Source organism: Pseudomonas sp. MWU16-30317 (assembly GCF_020515695.1).
In the GTDB taxonomy this organism is placed as follows: Bacteria; Pseudomonadota; Gammaproteobacteria; order Pseudomonadales; family Pseudomonadaceae; genus Aquipseudomonas.
The window spans coordinates 101,957-125,101 of record NZ_JAIWJA010000001.1 but is presented as its reverse complement, the minus strand read 5'-3'; the positions used below and the strand labels follow the sequence as shown (position 1 = coordinate 125,101).

Genomic DNA, 23,145 nt, shown 5'->3' with positions numbered 1-23,145 from the left:
GCCCGCTTATCCAATAAAAAAATAGCGGCGTGTTCCGCAGTCTTTTTTCACTGCTTGAGTTTTATCCGATCGCACAGCAACCAGATCCAGAATTCAAGGAGCACAACGTTATGCAAAGCAATCCCTCTCTGGCGCCGCCAAGACGTTTTAAGGCCCTGGTCTTCGGCATCTACTTCCTCGTGTTATTGCTGATGGCGCTGTTTCCGCCGTTCTACCTGAGCATCAGCGGCAGCACGGTCATCGTGCTCGGCATTCCGCTGCCGATCTTCTACTGGATCGCCATCGCCACTCTGACCGGGCTCGGCTTGTGGGTGCTGTACATCGTCGAATCCGCGACGGGCGAGATACCTGAAGAGGGGGAACTGCAATGATCAGCACCGCCATCGGCTCCAACCTGTTCATCACCTTCGGCCTGATCGGCCTGTTTCTGGGCGGCATGATCGCGGTGCTGTACGCGACCAACCGCAAGAGCCACAGCTTCTCCGATTATGCCGTGGGCGGTCGCTCCTACGGGCCTTGGTACATCGCCATGTGCTACACCAACTCGTGGTGGCCGGGCGCAACCTTTACTGCGTTCTTCGCGCTGTCGGTGGGCGGTGCGCTGGGCTTCTACGGCATGGTCTACGCCACCCTCGGGGTCACGGCCATGTACCTGATGGCCAACCGCGCCTGGACCTGGGGCAAGCGCTTCAACCTGACCACCCAGCCGGACCTGCTGGGCATGCGTTTCGACAGCCCGGCGGTCAAGCGCATCGCCTCGATCATCGGCATCATCTCGGTGTTCCCGTGGGTCGTCATGGGCATCCAGGCGCTCGCCACGTTGTTCCAGTTCGCCAGTTTCGGGCGCTGGGGCGTGACCACCTGCCTGATGGTCGGTGTCGGCGTGGTGCTGGTGCGTCAGTACTGGACCGTGAGCATGGGCATGCGCGGGCTGATCATGACCGACATGTATCAGGGCCTGATCGCCTACGTGCTGTGCGCGGCCTTGTGCGTGTACCTGATGTTTGGCGGCTCCAGTGTTGGCGAGGCCGCGTCGTTTTCCCATCTTTCGCAATTGCCCGCCAGCATGCTGGTGATTCCCGGTGGCAGTGGCAGCACCTATGGACCGATGTACATGTTCAGCCTTATCTTCACCGGGGTCATCGGCTCGATGTGCTGGCCGATGAGCTTCCAGCGCATCTACACCGCCAGCGGCGTACGCGCCGTGAAAAAAGGCACGCTGGTCACCATCCTGCTGGTGGCGGGCTTCTACGGCATCCTCATGCTGTTCGCCGCCGCCATCAGCCAGGACCCTGCCGTGGCAGCGCACCCGCAGAATGGCTGGTTCCTGTCGTTGTTCGACATCGGCGGCCCCTGGTTGCTGGCGCTGGCTATCGTCATCGTGCTGGCGGCCAGCATCGGCCACGTCGATGGCTGCGTGCAGGTGTGCGGCACCCAGTTTGCCAACGACCTGGCGACCTGGAACACACCCCGCACTGACCGCGAGAAAACCGTGCTGGCCAAATCCGGGATGGTGGTGTTCATTGCCGCCGCTTCGCTGCTGGCTTACCTGACGTTCGACTACGCGCGGTTGCAGTTGCTGGCGCAGATCTCCTACCAAGGGATCATTCAGCTGGCGGTGCCGTTGTTTTTCGGAATCTTCAGTCGTCGCGGCAACAAGCAAGGGGCGATCGCCGGGATGCTGGTGGGTATCGTCATCGCCATCTTCCTGACCGTCATCTACCCGGATGACATCCCCGCCCTGGGCTCTTTGACCAGCGGCATCATCGGGGTGATCTTCAATGCCTTGGTGTTCGTCGCCTTCGCCTTCGCCATCAAGCCCAGCCAGGCCGAAATCGCTCGCGTGGACGATCTGTTCGCCAGCGTGTCGGCGCAGCGTGCTCCTCTCGGTGCAACGCCGATCATGAGCTGATCCATGGCGACCGCGCCGGCCTTGGGGCTGGTGCGGCGCCAGATCAGGTGCCTCATTCTCTAGCATTGAGAGCCTGCGAAAAATTATTCGATTTACGAATCACCCTTCCCGGCAAATACTCGTGGTATTCCACCGAGCGTCGAGTGATTCCATGCAAGAACTATCCTGGGCAACCCCCAGCGTTCGCCAGTCCTTGGCGGCACTTAAACAATCCCCTCCCTTCGTCTACGGCCTGACCAACTACATCGCCGCCAACCTCAGCGCCAACCTGCTGCTGGCGGTCGGCGCCGGGCCAGCCATCGGCTCGGCGATGGACTGGCCACAGCGCTTCGCCACTGGCGCCAATGCCATGTGGCTCAACACCGCCGCACTGATGAGCAGCGGCCCCGAGGCGCTGTGGACTGCGGCCGACTCCGCCGACAAGGCGGGTACGCCGTGGGTGCTGGACCCGGTGGCGATGGGTGCCGGCGCGCCGCAATATGACGCGGCGGTGCACAAACTGTTGGATTTCCACCCCACGGTGATCCGCGGCAACGCCAGCGAACTGATCGCCTTGGCGGGGGGCAGCGGTGGCGGCAAAGGGGTCGAGACCACCGCCAGCTCAGATGACGCGCTGGCCTTTATCAAGGACCTGGCGCAGCGCACCGGGGCCATTGTGGCGGTCAGCGGGCCGGTGGACTACATCACCAACGGCACCCAGGTGTACGCGGTCAAGGGCGGTGACATTCGCCTGACCCAGGTCACCGGCGCCGGGTGCAGCCTGGGGGCGCTGATCGCGGCGTTGCTGGCCAATACCGACGACGCCTTGCTGGCCACCGCCGCCGCCCACGCGCTGTACAGCGTCGCAGCCGAACGCGCATCCGCCGCAATCGGTACCGCATCGTTCGCCACAGCGTTCGTTGACCAGTTGTCGCTGCTCGACCCCGCGGAATAACGCGCCTGAGCAATCCAACAGCATGGCCAAGCCACGCATGCACTTCGCCGCCTCCATGAACGCCGGCGCGCGAGGCCCGTTATGCCAAGGCCGATGGCATAAGGTTTTGCCTAACCATTGCCTGACGCAAATGCTGGTTTCGTGAATCGCTCAGCAGTGTGAAGCTCCTCACTCCACTCATTGCGGTACGTGCCGTCAGAAGGGGTTCCATGGCCGAGATTACTTGCATCGAAGACCTGCGCCTGCTCGCGCGCAAGCGAGTGCCGCGCATGTTCTATGACTATGTCGATGGCGGGTCGTGGACCGAGTACACCTACCGCGCCAACGAAGCGGATTTTCAGCGCATCGAATTGCGCCAGCGCGTGGCCTTCGACATCACCCGGCGCAGCACCGCCACCACCATGGTCGGCGTGCCGGTGAGCATGCCGGTGGCCATCGCGCCCACCGGTTTGACCGGCATGCAGCACGCCGACGGTGAAATTCTCGCGGCCCGTGCGGCCCGCACATTCGGCATCCCCTTCACGCTCTCGACCATGAGCATCTGTTCGATCGAAGCGGTGGCCCAGGCGACTCAGCGTCATCCGTTCTGGTTTCAGGTCTACGTGACCCGCGACCGCAGTTTCGTCGAAGACCTGATCGAGCGCGCCCGCGCCGCCAACTGTTCGGCGCTGGTGGTGACTATGGATCTGCAGGTGTTCGGCCAGCGTCACAAGGACAAGCGTAACGGCCTGTCGATCCCGCCCAAACCGACCCTGCGCAATCTTGCCAACCTGGCCAGCAAACCGCGCTGGTGCCTGAACATGCTGCGCACGCGCAATCGCCAGTTCGGCAACATCGTCGGCCACGCCAAGGGCGTCGACAACATCGGCTCGCTGGTGGACTGGACCCGCGAGCAGTTCGACCCGCGCCTGTCGTGGCAGGACGTGGCGTGGATCAAGCAACGCTGGGGCGGCAAGCTGATCGTCAAGGGCATCCAGGACCCGGACGACGCGCGTCTGGCGGTAGAGCACGGCGCCGATGCGGTGATCGTTTCCAACCACGGCGGCCGCCAGCTCGATGGCGCCGGGTCCTCGATCTCGGCGTTGCCGGCGATCGTCGAGGCCATCGGCCAATACGCTGAAGTGCATCTGGATGGCGGGATTCGTTCGGGCCAGGATGTGCTCAAAGCGATCGCCCTGGGTGCCAAGGGTACCTACATCGGCCGCGCCATGCTTTATGGGCTGGGGGCGATGGGCGAGCGGGGGGTGAGTACGGCGTTGGAGGTGATCAGGAACGAGTTGGACTTGTCGATGGCGTTCTGTGGCCGCACGGATATTCGGGATGTGGATCGCGGGATTTTGCTGCCGCGCAGGGATTGAATGCAAGGGGCCGTTGATGGCCCCTTCGCGGGCAAGCCTTGCTCCCACAGAGCAGAACGGACTTGAATCATACACCTGTGGGAGCAAGGCTTGCCCCGCGAAAAGGCCGGCATGAATGGCGAAGATCCATTGCCGTACCCGCCAACAGCCTGGCGAATATCAATCAACTACAGACGGATCCGCCTCGATCATCAGCTCTTTCATCTCTTCAAAATGCCGCCGCGAGAAGTCAGTGATGCCTTCCCAGCCCTTGGCAGTCTTCTCGGCGACTTCGTCAGACAGCACCCGCAGCGGCTGGCCGGTGGACCACGCGGTCACCAGGATCTGGCAGGCGCGCTCCAGGGTCCAGATATCGTCGAACGCTTCGCCGATGTTCGGCGCGATCACCATCACTCCGTGGTTGCCCATCAACAGGCGAGTCTTGCCGTCCAACAGCCCAGCCAATCGTGCGCCTTCAGCCTCGGTTTCAGCCATGCCGCCGTACATCTCGTCCACTGCGATACGGTTGAAATATCGCGCGGTGTTCTGGTCGATCGGCAGCACCTGCGGCGTGGCCATGCAGGCGACGGCGGTGGTGTAGACCGGGTGCAGGTGCAGCACCGCGCGGGCTTGCGGCAAGCGCTGGTGAATCTGCCCGTGGATGGCCCAGGCCGTTGCGTCGACGTCCGGGTGCTGGGCGTTGTCAGCGTTGTCGGCGTCGAGCAGCAACAGATCGCTCGCACGGATGCGCGAGAAGTGCTTCCACTTCGGGTTGATCAGAAATTGCTTGCCATCCGGCGAGACGGCCGCGCTGAAGTGGTTGGCCACCGCTTCGTGCATCCCCAAGTGAGCGACGATACGAAAGGTCGCCGCCAGGTCGATGCGCGTTTGTTCTTCCAGGGTCAAAGCCATGGCTCGTTCTCCATGCAATGCGGCCGCCTTGAGGACGGCCGCATCATAGGTGGGTATCAGGGTTTAGGCATCAGCTCGGCGATGTCGGCGTCGGTCGGTGCGACGAAGCTGTATTTCTTCAGCAGTGCGGTGTATTCCGGGGTGGTGCGGTATTTGGCCAGCGCATCGACCAGGGCCTTCTTGACCTCGTCGTTGCCCTTCTTCACGCCCCAGCCGTTGAGCACCGGGTAGATCAGCGCATCGGAAGAAATCACCACGCGACCGCCCAGCTTGTCGACCACGCCATGGGCCACGGCGGCGTCGGTGATTTGCGCTTCGACCGCGTGTGCCAGCAGCGCCTGCGTGGTCTGCGGATCGGTGGCGTATTCGCTGATGGCGATCGGCGGCAAGTTGTTCTTCACGCAGTAGTCATCGGACAGCTTGTGCATCTGCGCCAGCCAGGAGGTGGCGGCCATGGAGCCGATCTTGTGGCCACAGAATTCTTCCGGCTTTTTGGGCTGAAACGCACCGCCCTTGAGCGCCAGGATCGATTCGCCGCTTTTCAGGTACGGGATCATGTCGATGACCTTGACCCGCTCGGCGGTGATGTACATCGACGAGTTGGTGACATCGAAGCGCCCGCCCTGCAGGCCGGTGATCAGGTTGGGGAAGCGCGTGTCGACGGTTTCGACCTTGCGCCCCATGACCTTGCCCAGGCCATCGAGGAACTCGATGTCGAAGCCTGCCGGCTTGTTGTTGTCCATGTACTCGTACGGGAAGAAGGTCACGTCGGAGCCGGCGACGATCTTGCCATCCTGTTGAAAGGCCGAGGCCGCCAACGAGGTCATTGCAACCGCTGCGCCAACCAGGCTCAGGGCGATAGGGCGAACAATCTTGTGCAACGCTGTCATGGTAGATCCCTGCAAGGTGTGAAGGAGGTTAGGCAGTGGCTTGGTCAAGACCGGCCTGTTGCACAAAGAAAGAGGCGCCACGGGGCTTCTGCGGCAAGCGCAACTGATTGGCCGTGGAGCGCACGAGGCCGCTTTCCTCACCGGCCACCATCTGGCCGGAATGCTGGCTGGGCAAAGGGTTTTCGCCGAATGGCAGCGCGTCTTCAGCGGCATAGACGCTGATGAACAGAGTGCGCGGCAGTTCGGTCTCGTTAGGGCTTGAAGCGTGCAGCAAACGGGTATGCATGAAACACACGGAACCGGCCGGGCCGAAGCAGGCGACCGGCGCCTGGCACTGCTCGGCCACCACCTCGTCGGCGACCGCGCCGGTGAAGCGCTGATCGTGCCAGTGCGACCACAGCGGGCCTTTGTGGCTGGCGGGGATGACATTGAGCGGGCCGTTTTCCGGGGTCACTTCGCTGATCATCAGCAATGCGGTGACGAGGTCGTCGTTGCTGTGCGGAGTAAACGGGAAATCCTGGTGCCATTTGACCTGGGTCGCGGTGTGCGGCAGCTTGGAGTTGATCTTGCTGTGATGAAAGCGCGTGCCCGTGCCGCCGATCAACTGGGCGGAGATCTGCGCCATGCGCGACTGCATCGCCACATGCAGGTAGGCCGGCGAAATCTCGGTGGGCGAGCTCACCCGACGCAGCGAAGGATGATCGGCGCGATGGTCGCCTTCAAGGTCGAAGCGCGCGCGTCCGTCGATCGTTTCACCCCAGCCCTCGGCGTGGCTGCGGCTTTCCTCGACCCACTGGTCGAAGTCGTGCTGCAACGCCGCGACCTCGTCAGCGCTCAAAACCCCTTCCACCACCAGAAAACCATCGCGGTGGAACTGTTCGACGTGCCATTGCTCGATCATTTTTATCCTTCCTGCGGTTGAACGTAAAAGCGCTTGAACGCTAAAGGGATCACGCCAGCGAAACATCCTTGAGGAACGCTTCGACGCGTGGGTTGTGGCCGCTGCGCAGCGCCTGGGGCTTGTCGTCGCAGACGATGCGGCCCTTTTCCATGAAGACGATGCGGTCGGACACCTTGAAGGCAAAATTCATTTCGTGCGTGACGATCACCATGGTGATGCCCTCTTTGGCCAGGGCTTCGATGACCTGCAGCACCTCGTTGACTTTTTCGGGGTCCAGGGCCGACGTCGGCTCGTCGAACAACATGATCTGCGGGCGCATCATCAAGGCCCGCGCAATCGCCACGCGCTGCTGCTGCCCCCCGGACAACTGGTGCGGGTACTTCCAGGCGTGATCGAGCATGCCGACCTTGTGCAGTAAGGCGTAAGCCTGTTGCTTGAGTTCAGTGGCAGCGTCGAGGCGGTGGTAACGCGGCGCCATCAACAGGTTGTCGAGCACGGTCAGGTGCGGGAACAGGTTGAAGCTCTGGAACACCATGCCGATGTTCAGGCGGTGCTCGGCATGCTCCACGTATTGCGGTTTCTGTGCGCCTTGCCTGTCGAGGTGGATAAACGGCTGGCCATTGATCTGGATGTCACCGTTGTCGATCTGCTCCAGGCCGTTGAGCAAGCGAATCAGGGTGGTCTTGCCCGAACCGGACGGGCCGATCACCGACACCACTTCACCGGGCTGGATCTGCAAGCTCACGGCGCCGAGCACTTCGACATCGTTGAAGGCCTTGTGCAAGCGCGTGGCCTGCAGCGCCGGGGTACCGGGAGCGGCATTGACAGCGCGCTGGACCACTGCGCTTTGCTGAGTGGCCAGCGCCAGCACTTCGGCGTCAGGCACACGGGAGACGTTGCGCAGGTTGACGTCGAGGAAGCGCTCGAGGCGCTTGAGCAGGAAGTCGAACACCGTGACGATCAGCACGTAATAGAACGCCACCGCCGCCATGGTTTCCATCACCAGAAAATTCTGCGAATACAGGCGCTGGCCGACCATGAGGATTTCGGTCAGCGAGATCACTGACACCAGCGAGCTGAGCTTGACGATGGAGATGTATTCGTTGGCCAGCGACGGCAAGGCCACCCGCAGCGCCTGGGGAATGATCACCCGCCATTGCGTGCCGAGAAACTTCAACCCCAGAGCCCGCGCCGCTTCGGCCTGGCCCTTGTGAATTGACATCAGGCCACCGCGATGGATCTCGGCGACATAGGCGGTTTCGCACAGCACCATGGCCAGCAGGCCGGCCCAGAACGGGTCGCCCAGCACCACCGACGCGGCGGGGAACGCTTGGGGGATGTTGTAGACGAAAATCAGCAGCACCAGCAGCGGCAGGCTGCGGAACAGCCAGATGTAGGCACGCGCCGGAGCGCTCAGCAGTGGCTGTTTGGACTGCTTGGCCAAGGCCACGAAAAAGCCCAGGGCGATACTGACGACCCAGGTCACGAAACTCAGCTTGATAACGGTCCAGGTCGCCCGCCAGAACTCGGCATCGAACAGCAAGCCAAACATGTAATTCCAGTCAAATGTCATCGTCGCTGCGCTCAACAAATAAATCAGAATGTGCAACCGGGCGCCTCGTTCGAACGCGCCTCAGGTATGCACCGATGAAACGAGATTCGTGGAGAGAGGCACGTGCGGTCAATTAGGATTAACCGGACCAGTGAGTAGGCAGATCCGATGCAGACCTTCAGCCACTCCATTGCGCTGCGGGAGCGCGCACCAAAATAAATCACGGCGGCGTGCAGGCTGGGTCTGACTGACCCCTGTTGGTGCGCTGCATTCAGGATCATCCCTGAGCTCATCCATTGCTTTACGCCTGCGGGCTGCGGCCCCTCGTATCGATTGGCGCCTGGTTTACTCCTGCGCCGGGAAAGTCCGAAGCAGCCGTCAAGGGCTCCATGGTCAAGAGTGGTGCAGCCGTCACTCGTTGGGCGCATCGAGCGCCCGCACGGCATGGGGATCGAAGAAGCTCGGCGCCGCCATGCCGGGGATGTACTGGTCGGAAACGAACATGCGGCAGCGCTCGGTGAACGCCGACACCACGCGGGACAATTGCGCGTTGGTGGCCGTGGCATAGCCCAGTTGCAACGGGTGCAAGCCGCCAGCCAGGCGAATACGGATCAGGCGCTTGCCGTCCTGGGACAAGTTGCCCTTGGGGCGGGCGTTGGCGATGGTGTAGCCGACGCCGTTGCCGACCATGGCCCGTACCGTCTCCAGATTGCTGGAGCGCATGACGATGTTCGGCGTGATGCCAGCCTGGATGAACAGGCTGAGGAAATACTCGCGGCTCCAGGGGATATCCAGCAGCACGAAGGGATAGGCCTCCAGGTCCTGAATGCTCACGGCGGGCAGGTGGGCCAAGGGGTGGTAATCGCCGACCATCACGTAAGGCGGCAGCTTGGCCAGGGGCTGGAAGTCGATGTCGGCGCTGCTGGCCAGGTCGTAGGTCAGGGCGATATCGATCTCGGCGCTGCGCAATTTTTCGAGCAACTGTTCGTGATCGCCTTCGACCTGGGTGATGCGCACACCGGGGAAGGCGCGCCCGAAGCCGAACACCAGCTCGGGGGTGATCATCGGCGCCAGCGAGTGCAGACAGCCCACGCGCAGCGGCCCGCGCACGGTGTTGAGCGACTCGGAGGCGATCGTGTACAGGTTGCTCATCTGCTCGAGAATCAGCTTGGCTTCCTGCATCACCTGGCGCCCGACGGCAGTCAACGATACTCCCTGGGCGTGATGACGAATGAACAGCTGAATCCCCAGCTCGGCCTCCATATGGGTGATCGCCGCCGAGATGGATGGCGATGACACGTGAATACGCTCCGAGGCAGCGCTGATACTGCCGGCCTCTCCGGAAGCGACAAAGTATTCCAGCTGGCGCTGAGTGATACGACTGAGCATTACGCCCTCCACAACTAAAACGAACGAGCGAGCTACCGCTGACCAAAACCAGCACAACCCTATGAATGGCGACGTTGCACGGTTCATGCCGAGACACACGCGAACCGCCGGGGGTGCGACAAGGCGCCATCATCCGCTGAGGCCCCTCATCGCGGGGTTCGGTTTTTCCTAAGCTCTACGTTCAAAAAGCAGAATTCCTATAAGACCGGCGCTTGATCACACTGGGGACGTGGATAAATGAAGTCTGCAAGGCGCCTGTGCCTTCCCGACGTGCTGGCGGTGCCTCGGCATCGATACAACCGATCAAGGTCGATTCTCTTTAGGTTCTCTTTCCAGGAAGCTCATATGTCAGTTGAAACAATCAACACCTTGGTGGTCGGCGCGGGCCAGGCGGGTGTCGCGATGAGCGAGCATCTTTCACTTATGGGTGTACCGCACATCGTGCTGGAGCGCAGCCGTATCGCCGAGCGCTGGCGCTCCGAACGCTGGGACTCGCTGGTCGCCAACGGCCCGGCCTGGCACGATCGCTTCCCGAGCCTGAAATTCAGCAATATCTCGCCCGAGGCCTTCCCGCCCAAAGAGCGCATGGCCGACTATTTCGAAGAATACGTCGCCATGCTCAAGGCACCGGTGCGCACCGGCGTCGAAGTGCTCAAGGTCGAACGCCATGTCGGCCGTCCGGGCTTCAAGGTGACCACCTCGGACGGCATCATCGAAGCCGCCAACGTGGTCGCCGCGACCGGGCCGTTCCAGCGCCCGGCGGTACCGAATATCGTTGCCGAACACGTCAAGGTCGAGCAGCTGCACTCCTCGACCTACAAGAACCCTGGCCAACTGGCCGAAGGCGCCGTGCTGGTCGTCGGCGCTGGCGCTTCGGGTTCGCAGATCGCCGAAGAGCTGCAAAAGGCCGGCAAGAAAGTCTACCTCTCGGTGGGTGAGCACTACCGCCCTCCCCGCGCCTACCGCGGCCGCGATTACTGCTGGTGGCTGGGTGCACTGGGCCTGTGGGACGAAGTGCGCATCACCCCGAAAAAGAAGCACGTGGCCTTTGCGGTCAGCGGCTATGAAGGCGGCAAGACCGTGGACTTCCGTCGGCTCGCCCACCAAGGCATCACCCTGGTGGGCCTGACCGAGTCCTGCACCGACGGCGTCATGACCTTCCAGCCGGGCCTGGCAGACAACATCGCCGAGGGCGACCGGGCCTACTTCGACGTGCTGCGTGATGCCGACGCCTATATCGAAGCGAACGGCCTGCCTTTCCCGGCCGAACCCGCAGCCTGGGAGCTATTGCCCGATCCAGAGTGCCTGAGCCAGCCGCTGCTGAGCCTGGATCTGGCAGAGGCCGGCATCACCACCATCCTGTGGGCGACCGGCTTCAAGTTCGACTTCAGCTGGCTGCAGGTCAATGCCTTCGATGACAAGGGCGAGCCCTTCCACAAGCGCGGGATCTGCGCGGAGAGCGGCATCTACTTCCTCGGGCTGCCGAATCTGGTCAACCGCGCCTCGTCGTTCATCTATGGCGTGTGGCACGACGCGAAGTACATCGCCGACCACATCACGCTGCAGAACGAGTACAAGGCGTACGAGCGGTCGTAACACCCTTTAGCGAGAGGGCTTGCCCCCGACCATCGAATTAGCGACCCTTCTTTGCCGATACTTCGAATCGGGGGCAAGCCCCCTCGCTACACCGCTACACCGCTACAGGTCCAGCACCAGCCGCCCACCGCAGGACCGCGACACGCACACCATCATGACTTTGTTCGACTCGCGCTGAGCCCTGCTCAATACGCTGTCATAGTGCTCGACTTCCCCTTCCAGCACCCGCGTCTCACAGGCGCCGCAGATCCCTTCGCAGCAGCTGTATTCAACCTCTACTCCGGCATCGAGCAGCGCATCCAGCAACGACTGTCCAGGGGGCACCAGCAGTGTCTGCGCCGATGCGCTCAGCACCACTTCGTAACCTTGCAGGGGCTTGGCTTCGGCAATCTCGGGGGCGGCGATCGCGGCAAACCGCTCGATGTGTACATGGCCATGCCCCAGAGCTTCAGTAGCCTGCTCGAAGGCCGTGAGCATAGGCGCCGGCCCACAGCAATAGAAATGCGCATCGGCCGGGCGACCGCGCAGCAACGCGAGCAAATCGGGCGCCGCACCCTGTTCGTCATCGAAGTGATACGTCGCCCTGAGGCCGAGTTGCGCCAAGGCATCGAGGAGCGCGGCCTCGTGACGCGAGCGTACGCAGTAGATCAGCTCAACCGACTTGCCCAGTGCCAGCAGCCTCAGGCACATGCTGTACAACGGCGTGATGCCGATACCGCCGGCCACCAGCACGCTGTGGGCAGCGCTTTCGTCGAGGGGAAAGTTATTGCGCGGCACTGAAATCGACAGCGGCGCAGCCACCTTCAACTGCTCGTGCAACCAGCGCGAGCCTCCGCGGCTATTGCGGTCGTTGAGCACTGCCACTACATAGCGGTTGCGTTCGCTTGAGCAATTCATCAGCGAATAGCTGCGCACCAGCCCGCCGGGCAAATGCAGATCAATGTGCGAGCCCGCGGTGAACGGCGCAAAGTCGGCGGCGTCAGCCGGCCACAATTCGACGCTGAGCACGCCTTCAGCTTCGTGGCGCAGGGTCTTGACGCGGGCAGATTGAGTAACGGACATGACGACTACCTTTTGACAGTGTTCAATCGAAACGGATGACGATACGGCCTTGGGCATGGCCTTCTTCCAGTGTGTGCAGGCCCTGCTCGAAATCTTCCAGCGCAATGCTGTGATCGACGAGCGAGCGGATAACACCACGACTGACCAGATCGACGATGTCGTGGGCATCCTGCAGGGTCGAGCCGACCGAGCCCATGACCTGAATCTCGCGCACGATCAGGTCAATAGGGTGAACCTGCAGCACATCGGCGCTGTAGCCGACCAGCACATAACGGCCGCGGCGGCGCAGCATCTGCAGCGAGGCACGCAGGGTCGCCTCGCGCCCGACCAGTTCGAACACCACGTCGGCGCCGCCCGTGAGGGCCATGACCGCTGCTGCCACATCGACCTGCGCAGTGGCATCGATGACATGCTCGGCACCCAGGGTCGAGGCCAGCTCCAGGCGTTTGGCGCTGCGATCGATGGCGATCACCCGCCCGCCCATGTGCCGCGCATATTGCAGCAGTGCCAGGCCGACACCGCCGGTGCCATGGATCACCACCCAATCGCCGGGCCGGATGCGGGCCATCTTGCCGGCATGCACGGCGGTGGTACCGGCGCACGCCATGGGCGCGATCTCCTCCAGGCTGACATGCGCAGGGACCACTACACAGTTGGTGGCGCGCACCACCATATAGTCGGCGTAGCCACCATCGCTGGAAAACCCCGGCTGCGCCTTGACCGCCGGGCACAGCTGTTCGTCACCCGTGCGGCAGTATTCACAGTGGCCGCAGCCTTCGTAGTAGTAGACCAGCACCCGCTCACCCAGCCGGGCCGGATCGACACCTGCACCCAAGGCCTCGATCTCGCCCGCGATTTCATGGCCCATGGTCACGTCGCGGCAACCTAGGTCGAGCAGCCCGTCACGAAAGTGCAATTCGGTGTGGCACATGCCGCAGGCCTTGAGCTTGATACGCACCTGCCCGGCGGCGGGCTCGGGACGCGGTATCGATTGCAGGGAAAACGGCTGGCCGGGGCCCAGATATCTGACGGCGCGCATGTGCATGGTGAAGGCTTCCTAAGGGATCACGATGCGGGCTGTGCATACAAGAAGGGTGCCATCTCGATAAATGGCCTTGCCACAGCGATGTGTGAAACTCGGCAAACCCCAGCAATTATTGGAATTTAGCCAGAATACTTGAGAGATAGCGATATTTCCGTGTGTACTCAGCGCAAAGCCCTTTGCCACGCACGCAACAGCTATTAGGCTAGCGCCATCCTCCTTTGCGGCCCTGTACAGATGAAACGACGCGTCCCTACCCTCGCCAGCAAGATCCAGAGCCTGGTGCTCGATGAAATCCGCCAAGGCCAACTGGTACCGGGTATGCACCTGGAAGAACTCGAACTCGCCGAGCGCTATCAAGTGTCACGTACGCCGGTGCGCGAGGCGCTGCGCCAGCTCGATGCCTTGGGGGTGGTGAAGATCACACCGCGCCAGGGCGCCATCGTGGTCGACCACTCCACCGCCGATCATCAACGCGAAACGCTGGAGGTGATCGCCGACCTTGAAGCGAGCGCCGCCCGCTACGCCGCCAGCCGCCGCACCCCGGCGCAACGCAGCGAATTGCTCAAGCTCTCCGAACGTGCGCGACACATCCTGGCGACCGACGACCACGCCGCGTTCGATGCCCTCAACCTGGAGCTGCACCAACTGATCCATATGGCCGCCGCCAACGCTCTGTTGACCGAGACCATTGCCAACATGCGTCTGCGCATCGTGCCGTACACCCGTGCTGAACTCATGAGCAGCCGCGACTCGCTGGAAATCTCCTATCGCGAGCATGAAATGTTTCTTAATGCCGTGCTGCGCGGCGACACCGAGCTGGCCTATCACTCGATGCGCGCCCATGTATTGCGCACAGGGGTAATGGACGAAGATTTACTCGACGAAATAGGGTAAGCCCCGCTCTATGTATACTCAAACCACCAAATAGGTACTCCCATGTATTTTTTATATGTCTTCCAAAGCGCTTTTTTTGCTCACAAAAGCATCCGTCCGCACCTTTATAGATCATTCATACCTGCTTAAAACCCGCGCAAAATCGGGTAAAACCCAAATGTTCAGGTGAAGTCGCTCCGTATCCGCCCCGCGCATGCACAGGATTGTAAAATTCGCCGAGTGGCACAGCTATTGCTAACTCCGTGTATACACAGAGACTTCCCTCTCTGTTTCTACTCCCCGGAGCCAAGCGATGATTCAGACCTTGTTGAGCAAGCCGGTTGTATCGGCCACCGTAGCCGCTTTTGTTGCCCGTGAGCAGCGGATGCTCATTGGCGGGCAATGGTGCGATGCCTTGGGCGGCGACCCCATAGCCGTGCTCGACGCTGCCACTGGCGAGGTCATCGCCCACGTCCCCAACGGCATGCAGGCTGACGTCGACGTCGCCGTGGCGGCGGCTCGCAACGCGTTTGAAAAAGGCGCCTGGGCGTTGATGGGTGGCGCCGAGCGGGCGCGCCTGATGATGAAACTCGCCGACCTGATCGACGCCCATGCTGAAGAACTCGCCGAACTGGAAGCCTACGACACCGGCCGGCCGATCTACGAAACGCGCATGGTGGACATCCCTGGCTCATCGCTGATGCTGCGCTACATGGCCGGCTACGCCACCAAGATCACCGGCGAAACCCTCGCGACCTCCACGCCTTGGGAAATGTTCGCCTACAGCCTGCGCCAGCCCATCGGCGTCGCCGCCATTATCGTGCCCTGGAACTACCCGTTCGAACTGGCGGTATGGCGCATGGCGCCGGCCCTGGCCGCCGGCTGCACAGTGATCATCAAGCCCGCCGAGCAGACCCCGCTCAGCACCTTGCGCCTCGGCGAACTGGCCGAACTGGCCGGCTTCCCCCCGGGCGTGATCAACGTGGTCACCGGCTACGGCGAAACCGCCGGCGCTGCGCTGTGCAACCACCGGGATGTCGACAAGGTGTCGTTCACCGGTTCCACCGAGACCGGCAAACGTATCGTGCAGGCCAGCGCCGCCAGCAACCTTAAAAAACTCACCCTCGAACTGGGTGGCAAGAATCCCGCCGTGGTGTTCGCCGACGCTGATCTGGAGCAAGCCATTGCCGGTATCGCCAGCGGCATCTTCTTCAGTTCAGGCCAGGTCTGTACCGCCAGCTCGCGGGTGCTGATCCACCGCAAGGTCTACGACCAAGTGGTCGACGGCCTGGTCGAGCGTGCCCGCAACATGCGCCTGGGCCATGGCCTCAACCCCCATACCGAACTGGGCCCCTTGGTCAGCGCCGAGCAATTGCAGCGGGTGGCGGGCTACCTCAAGGCCGGCGCCGAAGCCGGTGCCGAAAACCTGGTGGGCGGCGAGGTCGTCGGCGACCGGGGTTACTTCATGACCCCCTGCGTGCTCACCCATGTCAGTGCGCAGATGAGCGTGTACCGCGAGGAAATCTTCGGGCCGGTGCTCTGTGCCATGCCCTTCGACAGCGACGACCTGGACGAAATCGCCGCACTGGCCAACGACAGCGATTTCGGCCTGGCGTCCAGCGTCTGGACCCGCGACCTCGCCACCGCCCACCGCATGGCCAAGAAGATCAAGGCCGGCAATGTCTGGATCAACATCCACAACTGCTTCGACCCGGCCCTGCCCATGGGCGGCTACAAGCAGTCGGGATGGGGCCGCGCCGCCAGCTTCGCGGCCGTCGAGGACTACACCGAACTCAAGGGCGTCGCGGCTCGCTTGTAATTCCGTCTACCGGTTTGAAGAGGAACCACCCTGTGAATGCAATCACCCAACAGCCGCTGCCGGCTGTGGCCAATCCTGCTGTCGGCACAACGCCTCCAGGCATCGTGGTCAAGGACTTGGCCCTGCGTTACGGCCAGCAGACCATTTTCGAGCATATGAACCTGGAGATCCGCAGCGGCGAGTTCATCGCCCTGCTTGGCGCCAGCGGCGTGGGCAAGAGCAGCCTGCTGAAGATCATTGCCGGCCTGGCCACGCCCAGCGCCGGCAGCGTGATGGGCAGCGATGGCCTGCCCCTGGCCGGGCGCATCGCCTACATGGGCCAGCAAGACCTGCTCTACCCCTGGCTCAATGTGCGCCAGAACGTCACCCTTGGCGCGCGTCTGCGCCGCGAAAAAACCGATGACGCCTGGGCCGACCACTTGCTCGAGCAAGTCGGCCTGGCCGGGCGCGACAAGCTGCTGCCCGCTGCGCTGTCCGGCGGCATGCGCCAACGCGCGGCCATCGCCCGCACTCTGTATGAGCGTCGGCCCATCGTGCTGATGGACGAGCCCTTCTCGGCACTCGACGCCCTCACCCGCGCCAAGGTCCAGGACCTCGCCGCCGAATTGCTGACCAACTGTACGGCCCTGCTGATCACCCACGATCCGCTCGAGGCCTGCCGCCTGGGCCGCCATTTGATCGTGCTGGCCGGTCATCCCGCCACCCTTGGCGAGCCCATCACCCTGGACGGCTTGCCGCCCCGCGCCCCCGACAACCCGCAAGTGCTGCAGAGCCAGGGTCGCCTGCTGCGAATTCTCACGGAGCTGCATCAATGAATCGCCTGCAACGCGGCGTGCGGCCGCTGATCATTTTCCTCGGCCTGTTGCTGATCTGGTATGCGGTGACCCTCACCGGTATTCCGAGCTACATGCTGCCGACCCCGTTCGCCGTCGCCAAGGCGCTGTGGAGCGGGCGCGAATCCCTCAGCCACCACTTTCTGGTGACGTTGTCGGAGATTGCCCTGGGGCTGTTGTGCGGCTTGGCGCTGGGCATGGTGCTGGCCCTGACCATGATGTTCTCGCCACGCCTGCAGCAGTGGTTGATGCCGGTGCTGATCATCAGCCAGGCGATCCCGGTGTTCGCCCTGGCGCCATTGCTGGTGCTGTGGCTGGGCTTCGGCATGGCGTCGAAGATCGTCATGGCCACGCTGATCATCTTCTTCCCGGTCACGGCTTCGTTTTTCGACGGACTGAGGCGCACCGAGCCCGGCTGGCTGGAGTTGGCGAAAACCATGAATGCCGATGGCCTCGCCGAACTGCGCCACGTGCGCCTGATGGCCGCCCTGCCCTCGTTCGGTTCGGGCCTGCGTGTCGCTGCGGCGGTGGCCCCGATCGGGGCAATCATCGGCGAATGGGTCGGTTCGTCCAGCGGCTTGGGCTACGTGATGCTCAACGCGAACGCCCGGGTGCAGACCGAAGTGTGCTTCGCCGCGCTGTTCCTGCTGGCGCTGATGGCCGTCGTGCTGGTGCAACTGGTCGATATCAGCGTGCGCAAGCTTTTGTACTGGGTACCCGATTCCAGCAATACCCGTTGATTCGCCCACCGCCTTTTCAAGGGAAACATCATGATCAAGAAGTTCGCCTTCGCTGCACTGATGACGCTCGGCACCGCCTCGGCCCAGGCCGATGAACATATCAAGTTGCTGCTGGACTGGTTCGTCAATCCCAACCACGCGTCGATTTTCGCCGCCGAGTACAGCGGCGCCTTCAAGCGCGCCGGGCTGGACGTCGAAATCATCCCACCGGCCGACCCGAGCGTGCCGCCACGCCTGCTCGCCGCCGGCCAGGCCGATCTTGCCCTGAGCTATCAGCCGCAGCTGTACATGCTCGTCGACAAGGGCCTGCCGGTCGAACGCGTGGGCACCATCATCAACTCGCCTCTCAACACCATCGCTGCCGTCGAAGGTGGCCCGATCAAGACCATGAAAGACTTCAAGGGCCGCAAGATCGGCTACTCGGTGGGCGGCCTTGAAGACGTCACCATCCGCAACATGCTCAAGTTCAATGGCGTCGATCCCAAGGATGTCGATCTGGTCGCGGTCAATTTTCAGGTGATCCCGGCACTGCTGACCCATCAGGTCGATGGCGCGATTGCCGTGTTCCGCAACTTCGAGACCACCGAACTCAAGGAAAAGGGTGTCACCCCGATCATCTTCAAGCCTGAAGAAAACGGCGTGCCGGCCTACGACGAACTGATCGTGCTGGCCAACAAGGCGCATGCCCATGACGCCAAGATCGTGAAGTTCATGGCAGCGCTGGCCGAAGGCACTGCCTACCTCAAGGCCCACCCTGACGACACCTGGACGGCATTCGCCAAGGCCTATCCCGACCTGAACAACGACCTCAACAAGACCGCCTGGAAAGACACCTTGCCGTTCATTGCCAGCAACCCGCTGACCTTTGATCGCACCCGCTACCAGGCCTTCGCCGAGTACATGAAGAAGAATGACCTGATCGATTCGGTCAAGCCGCTCGACGACTACGGCTATGAGCCCAAGCCATGAACACCACGACGCCCGAACCCATAGGCTGGACCCGCCATATCGACTGGGTCGAGGATATCGAAGCGGTGTCCTGGAGCGCTGGCGCGGGCCGCCCGATCGTCCTGATCCATGGCATCGGCCCGGGCACCTGCGGTCTGGCCAACTTCGAGCCGGTCCTTGATGCGCTGCTGGAACACGGTCAGGTGCACCTGCTGGACCTGATCGGCTTCGGCGCCTCGGGGCGCAAACACAGCGCGCCGCTGTTCGACGTCGAGCTGTGGCAGCGGCAACTGCGCACCGTGCTGCAACGCATCGGCACGCCGGCGACCTTGATCGGTAACTCCATCGGCGGCGCCCTCGCGTTTCGCTGCGCCGCCGGTGAGCCCTCTATCGTCGCCGTGCTGTCGATCGGCGCGCCGTTGTGCGCCAGCCCGCCTACCCAGGCGCTGCGCGACTTCTGGACGGTGCCGCAGACGCCCGCGGCGCTGGCCAAGGCCATGGCACCGATGACTGCCGCCGGCATCGAGCCCTCGGCGCAACGGGTCGCCGCACGCTTCGCGCCCTTCGCCGACTCTGCCTTTGCGGCGTATTTCGCCGAGTTGCTAGGCGATCCACAGCAAGCGTTGGCGGATGTCGCTCTGGACCTCGCGACGGCCCAGCGCATCACCTGCCCCATGACCCTGGTGCATGGTTGGCAAGATCGCGCCTGTCTGCTGGAACCTACGGCGCTGGCGTTCAACCGCCTGCGACCGGATGCCGACGCGGTGCTGTTAGGCCAATGCGGGCACAACGTGACCTGGGAAAGAACGGCCGATCTGTGCCGAGTGTTGACTGCGTTCCTGCAACGCACCGAGCTGGAGTAATTGCACCATGAGCAAGACATTCATCCGCTGCGGCCTGCTGTTCACGGCCACCGACAGTCAGGCCTTGAGCGACCAGACGCTGATCATCGACAATGGCCGCATCACCCATGTCGGCCCCACCCACGGCGCACCGGTGCCCGATGCCAGCGACCGCGTCGTCGACCACAGCGAGCGCTTCGTCATGCCCGGCATGGTCGATACCCACACGCACCTGAGTTACGGCTGCGCGGCCTCTGAAGAAGAAGTCGACCTGTACGCTACCCTTGAATTTCGTACCCTGCGCGCGCTGCACGCAGCGCAAAGCATGCTGCGCGCCGGCTTCACCTCGGTGCTCGACCCCGCGTGCTCGGGGATGGTCTCGCCGGCCGTGCGCGATGCCATCGATTGCGGCCTGTATCGTGGCCCCCGCCTGACCACCGCCGGCCCGGCACTCACCACCCACCAAGGGCTTTATGACTATTACCCGACCTGGATCGGTTCGCCGGACGTGTCCAGCGGCATCCTGGTCAAATCCCGCGATGAAGCCATCCAGCTGATTCGCAAACAGGCCAAGGACGGCGTGGACATGATCAAGATCGCCATGGACGGCACCATGGGCGACCGTGAGCGTGGCCTCTACGCGGCCTTCGATCAGGACGAGATCAGCGCCATGGTCCGTGAGGCCCATCGCCTCGGCCGCAAGGTCGGCGTGCACGCGCGGGGCACTGAAGGTGCCCTGTATTCCGCCCGCGCGGGGGTCGACGTGATCTACCACGGCTCGCGTATCTGTGAAGAAGGCATCCGCGCGGCACTGGACAACGGCACCGCCATCAGCCCGTCATTGCTGATGCTGGTCAACAATATTCAATTCGCCCAGCCCCTGGATCCCTCCTACGCCTGGTGGCCGAATATCCAGCGCAAGGAACTGGCTGCGGCCAGGCGCTGTATCGCCGCCGCATTCGAAGCCGGCGTGCCACTGCTCAACGGCTCGGAAAGCGGCTTCGCCATCACCTTGTACGGCGATTGGGCGGCCAAGGAGCTGGAAATCACCACCGATCTGCTCGGCCTGAGCCCGGCCGAAGCGCTGCACACCGCTACCCGGGTACCGGCCAGACTCTTGCGCGACAACCGAATCGGCACCCTCGAGCCTGGCCAGGCGGCCGACTTGCTGGTACTCAGCGACAACCCGCTGAGCAACATCAAGTGCCTACAGGATCGAGGCGCCCTTCAAGAGGTGTGGATAGCCGGCGAAACCTACGACCTGACACCGCCACCGCCTGCCCGCCGGCACATGAGCGAGGACTCGCAGGGTATGTGGAATCGGCGCTATACCCGCGACGTCGTCAGTCAGTTGGTCCCCCAGTCATTGGACCTGCACCCGGCATCCTGAATTGCTTTTGTTCACCGTGAAGAGGTCAACATGAACCCGCAAGACTACCATTGGCCAAAGGCCGACTGCACCCGCATACCCTACGGCATGTACCGCGACCCCGACGTCTACACCCTGGAACAGGAAAAGATCTTCCAGGGCCCGGTGTGGAACTACCTCGCCCTGGAGGCGGAAATCCCCAATGTCGGCGACTTCCGTACCATCGAGGTCGGCGACATTCCGGTGATCGTCAACCGCGCCCGCGACGGCAAGGTGCACGCCTTCGTCAACCGTTGTGCCCATCGTGGCGCCACGGTGCAGCGCTTGATCCATGGCAACGCCAAATCCCACGTGTGCTGCTATCACCACTGGGGCTACAACCTGGAAGGCAACCTGGTAGGGGTACCCTTCGCCCGTGGCGTCGAAGGCAAGGGCGGGCTGCCCGAGGACTTCGACAAGAGCGAACATTGCCTGCGCAAGCTGCGCGTCGAAACCCTCAACGGGGTGATCTTCGGCACCTTCGCCACCGAGCTCGAGCCGCTGGAGGACTACCTCGATACCACCTTCGTCAACCAGCTGAAACGCCTGTTCAACCGTCCGATCAAGATTCTCGGCTATCAGCGCCAGCGTATCCATGGCAACTGGAAGCTCTATACCGACAACCTGCGCGACCCTAATCACGGAGGTCTGCTGCACATGTTCCAGATCACCTTCGGCATCGCCCGCCTCAACCAGACTGGCGGCGCCAAGGTAGACAAGAAGGCCCGCCACAACATGTCGTGGGCCGCCCAGGACATGGGCAAGAACAACAGCGATACCGAGTACTCGACGCCCCGCGAGAACAATAACCTGACCCTCAAGGACGGCAGTCTGCTGCAATACCGCAAGGAATTCCCGGACGACTACAACCTGACCATCGCCTCGATCTTCCCCAACTGTATCTTCCAGCAGATCGGCAACACCCTGGCGGTACGGCAGATCCGCACCAAGTCAGTGGGGGAATTCGAGATCTTCTGGACCTTCTACGGCTATCAGGACGATGACAGCTCCATGGACCAGCACCGCCTGCGCATGTCCAACCTGGTCGGCCCCGGCGGGCTGGTGTCGATGGAAGACGGCGAAGCGATCGAGATCGTCCACCGCGCCATCGCCGCTGACGAAAACCGCCACGCCTTCGTCGAGTTCGGTGGCCGCGGCCCGGTCGGCGACCAGGACAACCTGGTGACCGAGGCGCCGATGCGCGGTTTCTGGATGCACTACTGCGACCTGATGGGCATCACCTTGGGAGACGCCACACATGCCGACGCCTGACGATTACTTTCAACTGCAGCGGCTGCTGGACCTCTACGCCCGGCTGATCGATGAGGACCGCCTTGAGGAATGGGTCGAGCTGTTCAGCCCCGAGGGCCGTTACGAGATCATTTCACGGGAGAACCTGGCCCAAGGCTTCGCCCTGCCTTTGATGCTCTGCGAGAATCGCAACCAGATCGCCGACCGGGTGATGTCGCTGCGCAAGGCCAACATCTACAACATCCACACCGACCGCCACATCATCTCCCAGCTGCACGTAGAGCGCAGTGACGATGGCTGGCGCGTAGGGGCCAACTACGTGTTGTTCCAGACCAACCAGGAAGGTGTCAGCAGCCTTTACAGCGTCGGCCGCTATGACGACCTGGTGCGCCCAGTGGACGGGCGCCTGATGTTCTTCAGCAAGCGCGTGATCGTCGACACCGGTGCGGTGCCTTCGCTGCTTGCCACGCCTATCTGAGGACCTGACATGACCGCCACGAAACACGAAATCTTCGTCCCCGGCATGGGCCCACCGCTCAGTCATTACTGTGACGCTGTAGCGATCGGCGAGCTGCTGTTCGTCTCCGGCATCCTGCCCCTGGACGACCAGTCGCAACTGGTCGGCGGCGACGATGCCCAAGCCCAGGCCGAGCAGGTGTTCGCCCGCCTCGAGCAGGTGCTGGCTGCGGCCGGCGCGCAATTCGCCGACATCGTCAAGGTGACGCTGTTCCTCACCGACGTGAACGACCGCGCCGCGATCAACGGGGTGCGCAAGCGCTACTTCGCCCAGAGCCGCCCCGCCAGCACCTTGGTCGAAGTCAGCGGCCTGATCACCCCTGGCGCGCGCCTTGAGGTGGAGGCCATCGCCCGCCTGCCGCGCCCCGCACCTTATGGAGTTTGA

22 protein-coding genes are annotated in these 23,145 nt (G+C 62.7%); 15 read left to right on the top strand and 7 right to left on the bottom strand.

The window, feature by feature from the left end:
* Positions 1-110: 110 nt before the first annotated feature.
* The 4 genes from LIX93_RS00620 to LIX93_RS00605 all read left to right on the top strand — a co-directional run bounded on the left by LIX93_RS00620 (position 111) and on the right by LIX93_RS00605 (position 4,204).
* Complete coding sequence (locus LIX93_RS00620) at positions 111-371, top strand: hypothetical protein (protein ID WP_226502080.1); 261 nt, start codon at positions 111-113, stop codon at positions 369-371.
* Positions 368-1,912 carry a sodium:solute symporter family protein gene (locus LIX93_RS00615; protein ID WP_226502079.1) on the top strand — a complete coding sequence of 515 codons (1,545 nt, stop codon included), beginning with the start codon at positions 368-370 and terminating at the stop codon, positions 1,910-1,912. The genes LIX93_RS00620 and LIX93_RS00615 overlap by 4 nt, the downstream gene beginning before the upstream one ends.
* 151 nt (positions 1,913-2,063) lie before the next feature.
* Complete coding sequence (gene thiM, locus LIX93_RS00610; protein WP_226502078.1) at positions 2,064-2,846, top strand: hydroxyethylthiazole kinase; 783 nt, start codon at positions 2,064-2,066, stop codon at positions 2,844-2,846.
* 209 nt (positions 2,847-3,055) lie between these two features.
* Positions 3,056-4,204 carry an alpha-hydroxy acid oxidase gene (locus LIX93_RS00605; RefSeq protein ID WP_226502077.1) on the top strand — a complete coding sequence of 383 codons (1,149 nt, stop codon included), beginning with the start codon at positions 3,056-3,058 and terminating at the stop codon, positions 4,202-4,204.
* 159 nt (positions 4,205-4,363) lie between these two features.
* On the opposite strand, the gene LIX93_RS00600 is transcribed toward LIX93_RS00605, so the two are convergent.
* The 5 genes from LIX93_RS00600 to LIX93_RS00580 form a co-directional block, all read right to left on the bottom strand.
* On the bottom strand, positions 4,364-5,095 hold the full coding sequence (locus tag LIX93_RS00600) for a class II aldolase and adducin N-terminal domain-containing protein (protein WP_226502076.1): 732 nt from the start codon (positions 5,093-5,095) through the stop codon (positions 4,364-4,366).
* A gap of 56 nt (positions 5,096-5,151) precedes the next feature.
* A complete protein-coding gene (locus LIX93_RS00595) occupies positions 5,152-5,985 on the bottom strand; it encodes an ABC transporter substrate-binding protein (RefSeq protein WP_226502075.1) in 834 nt (277 codons plus the stop codon).
* Between the two features lie 28 nt (positions 5,986-6,013).
* Complete coding sequence (locus tag LIX93_RS00590) at positions 6,014-6,886, bottom strand: phytanoyl-CoA dioxygenase family protein (RefSeq protein ID WP_226502074.1); 873 nt, start codon at positions 6,884-6,886, stop codon at positions 6,014-6,016.
* 49 nt (positions 6,887-6,935) lie between these two features.
* Entirely contained in the window at positions 6,936-8,459 is a 1,524-nt protein-coding gene (locus LIX93_RS00585) for an amino acid ABC transporter permease/ATP-binding protein (protein WP_226502073.1), read from the bottom strand.
* Between the two features lie 390 nt (positions 8,460-8,849).
* The gene (locus tag LIX93_RS00580) at positions 8,850-9,827 is read right to left on the bottom strand and encodes a LysR family transcriptional regulator (RefSeq protein ID WP_226502072.1); all 978 of its coding nucleotides are present in this window, start codon (positions 9,825-9,827) and stop codon (positions 8,850-8,852) included.
* A 345-nt stretch (positions 9,828-10,172) separates the two neighbouring features.
* On the opposite strand from LIX93_RS00580, the gene LIX93_RS00575 reads away from it, so the two are divergent.
* Positions 10,173-11,423 (top strand): NAD(P)/FAD-dependent oxidoreductase, encoded by a 1,251-nt coding sequence (locus tag LIX93_RS00575; protein ID WP_226502071.1) that lies wholly within the window; start codon positions 10,173-10,175, stop codon positions 11,421-11,423.
* Between the two features lie 102 nt (positions 11,424-11,525).
* Here LIX93_RS00575 and LIX93_RS00570 read toward each other — a convergent pair whose 3' ends face one another.
* Positions 11,526-12,485, bottom strand: coding sequence for a PDR/VanB family oxidoreductase (locus LIX93_RS00570; RefSeq protein WP_226502070.1), 960 nt, complete (start codon positions 12,483-12,485; stop codon positions 11,526-11,528).
* Between the two features lie 22 nt (positions 12,486-12,507).
* A complete protein-coding gene (locus tag LIX93_RS00565) occupies positions 12,508-13,530 on the bottom strand; it encodes an alcohol dehydrogenase catalytic domain-containing protein (protein WP_226502069.1) in 1,023 nt (340 codons plus the stop codon).
* A gap of 234 nt (positions 13,531-13,764) precedes the next feature.
* Here LIX93_RS00565 and LIX93_RS00560 point away from each other — a divergent pair, with 234 nt between their 5' ends.
* From LIX93_RS00560 to LIX93_RS00515, 10 genes are all read left to right on the top strand, one after another.
* Positions 13,765-14,424, top strand: a complete 660-nt coding sequence (locus LIX93_RS00560; protein ID WP_226502068.1) for a GntR family transcriptional regulator — start codon at positions 13,765-13,767, stop codon at positions 14,422-14,424.
* A 292-nt stretch (positions 14,425-14,716) separates the two neighbouring features.
* Entirely contained in the window at positions 14,717-16,222 is a 1,506-nt protein-coding gene (locus LIX93_RS00555; protein ID WP_226502067.1) for an aldehyde dehydrogenase family protein, read from the top strand.
* 32 nt (positions 16,223-16,254) lie between these two features.
* Positions 16,255-17,037, top strand: coding sequence for an ABC transporter ATP-binding protein (locus LIX93_RS00550; RefSeq protein WP_226502066.1), 783 nt, complete (start codon positions 16,255-16,257; stop codon positions 17,035-17,037).
* A complete protein-coding gene (locus tag LIX93_RS00545; RefSeq protein ID WP_226502065.1) occupies positions 17,034-17,795 on the top strand; it encodes an ABC transporter permease in 762 nt (253 codons plus the stop codon). Before LIX93_RS00550 ends, LIX93_RS00545 begins: the two co-directional genes overlap by 4 nt.
* Before the next feature lie 30 nt (positions 17,796-17,825).
* Positions 17,826-18,764, top strand: a complete 939-nt coding sequence (locus LIX93_RS00540) for an ABC transporter substrate-binding protein (protein WP_226502064.1) — start codon at positions 17,826-17,828, stop codon at positions 18,762-18,764.
* Complete coding sequence (locus tag LIX93_RS00535) at positions 18,761-19,606, top strand: alpha/beta hydrolase (RefSeq protein ID WP_226502063.1); 846 nt, start codon at positions 18,761-18,763, stop codon at positions 19,604-19,606. Before LIX93_RS00540 ends, LIX93_RS00535 begins: the two co-directional genes overlap by 4 nt.
* A gap of 7 nt (positions 19,607-19,613) precedes the next feature.
* Positions 19,614-20,975 (top strand): amidohydrolase family protein, encoded by a 1,362-nt coding sequence (locus LIX93_RS00530; protein ID WP_226502062.1) that lies wholly within the window; start codon positions 19,614-19,616, stop codon positions 20,973-20,975.
* Positions 20,976-21,005: 30 nt separating this feature from the next.
* Positions 21,006-22,265 (top strand): Rieske 2Fe-2S domain-containing protein, encoded by a 1,260-nt coding sequence (locus tag LIX93_RS00525; protein WP_226502061.1) that lies wholly within the window; start codon positions 21,006-21,008, stop codon positions 22,263-22,265.
* The gene (locus tag LIX93_RS00520) at positions 22,252-22,722 is read left to right on the top strand and encodes an aromatic-ring-hydroxylating dioxygenase subunit beta (RefSeq protein WP_226502060.1); all 471 of its coding nucleotides are present in this window, start codon (positions 22,252-22,254) and stop codon (positions 22,720-22,722) included. Before LIX93_RS00525 ends, LIX93_RS00520 begins: the two co-directional genes overlap by 14 nt.
* Before the next feature lie 9 nt (positions 22,723-22,731).
* Entirely contained in the window at positions 22,732-23,145 is a 414-nt protein-coding gene (locus LIX93_RS00515) for a RidA family protein (RefSeq protein ID WP_226502059.1), read from the top strand.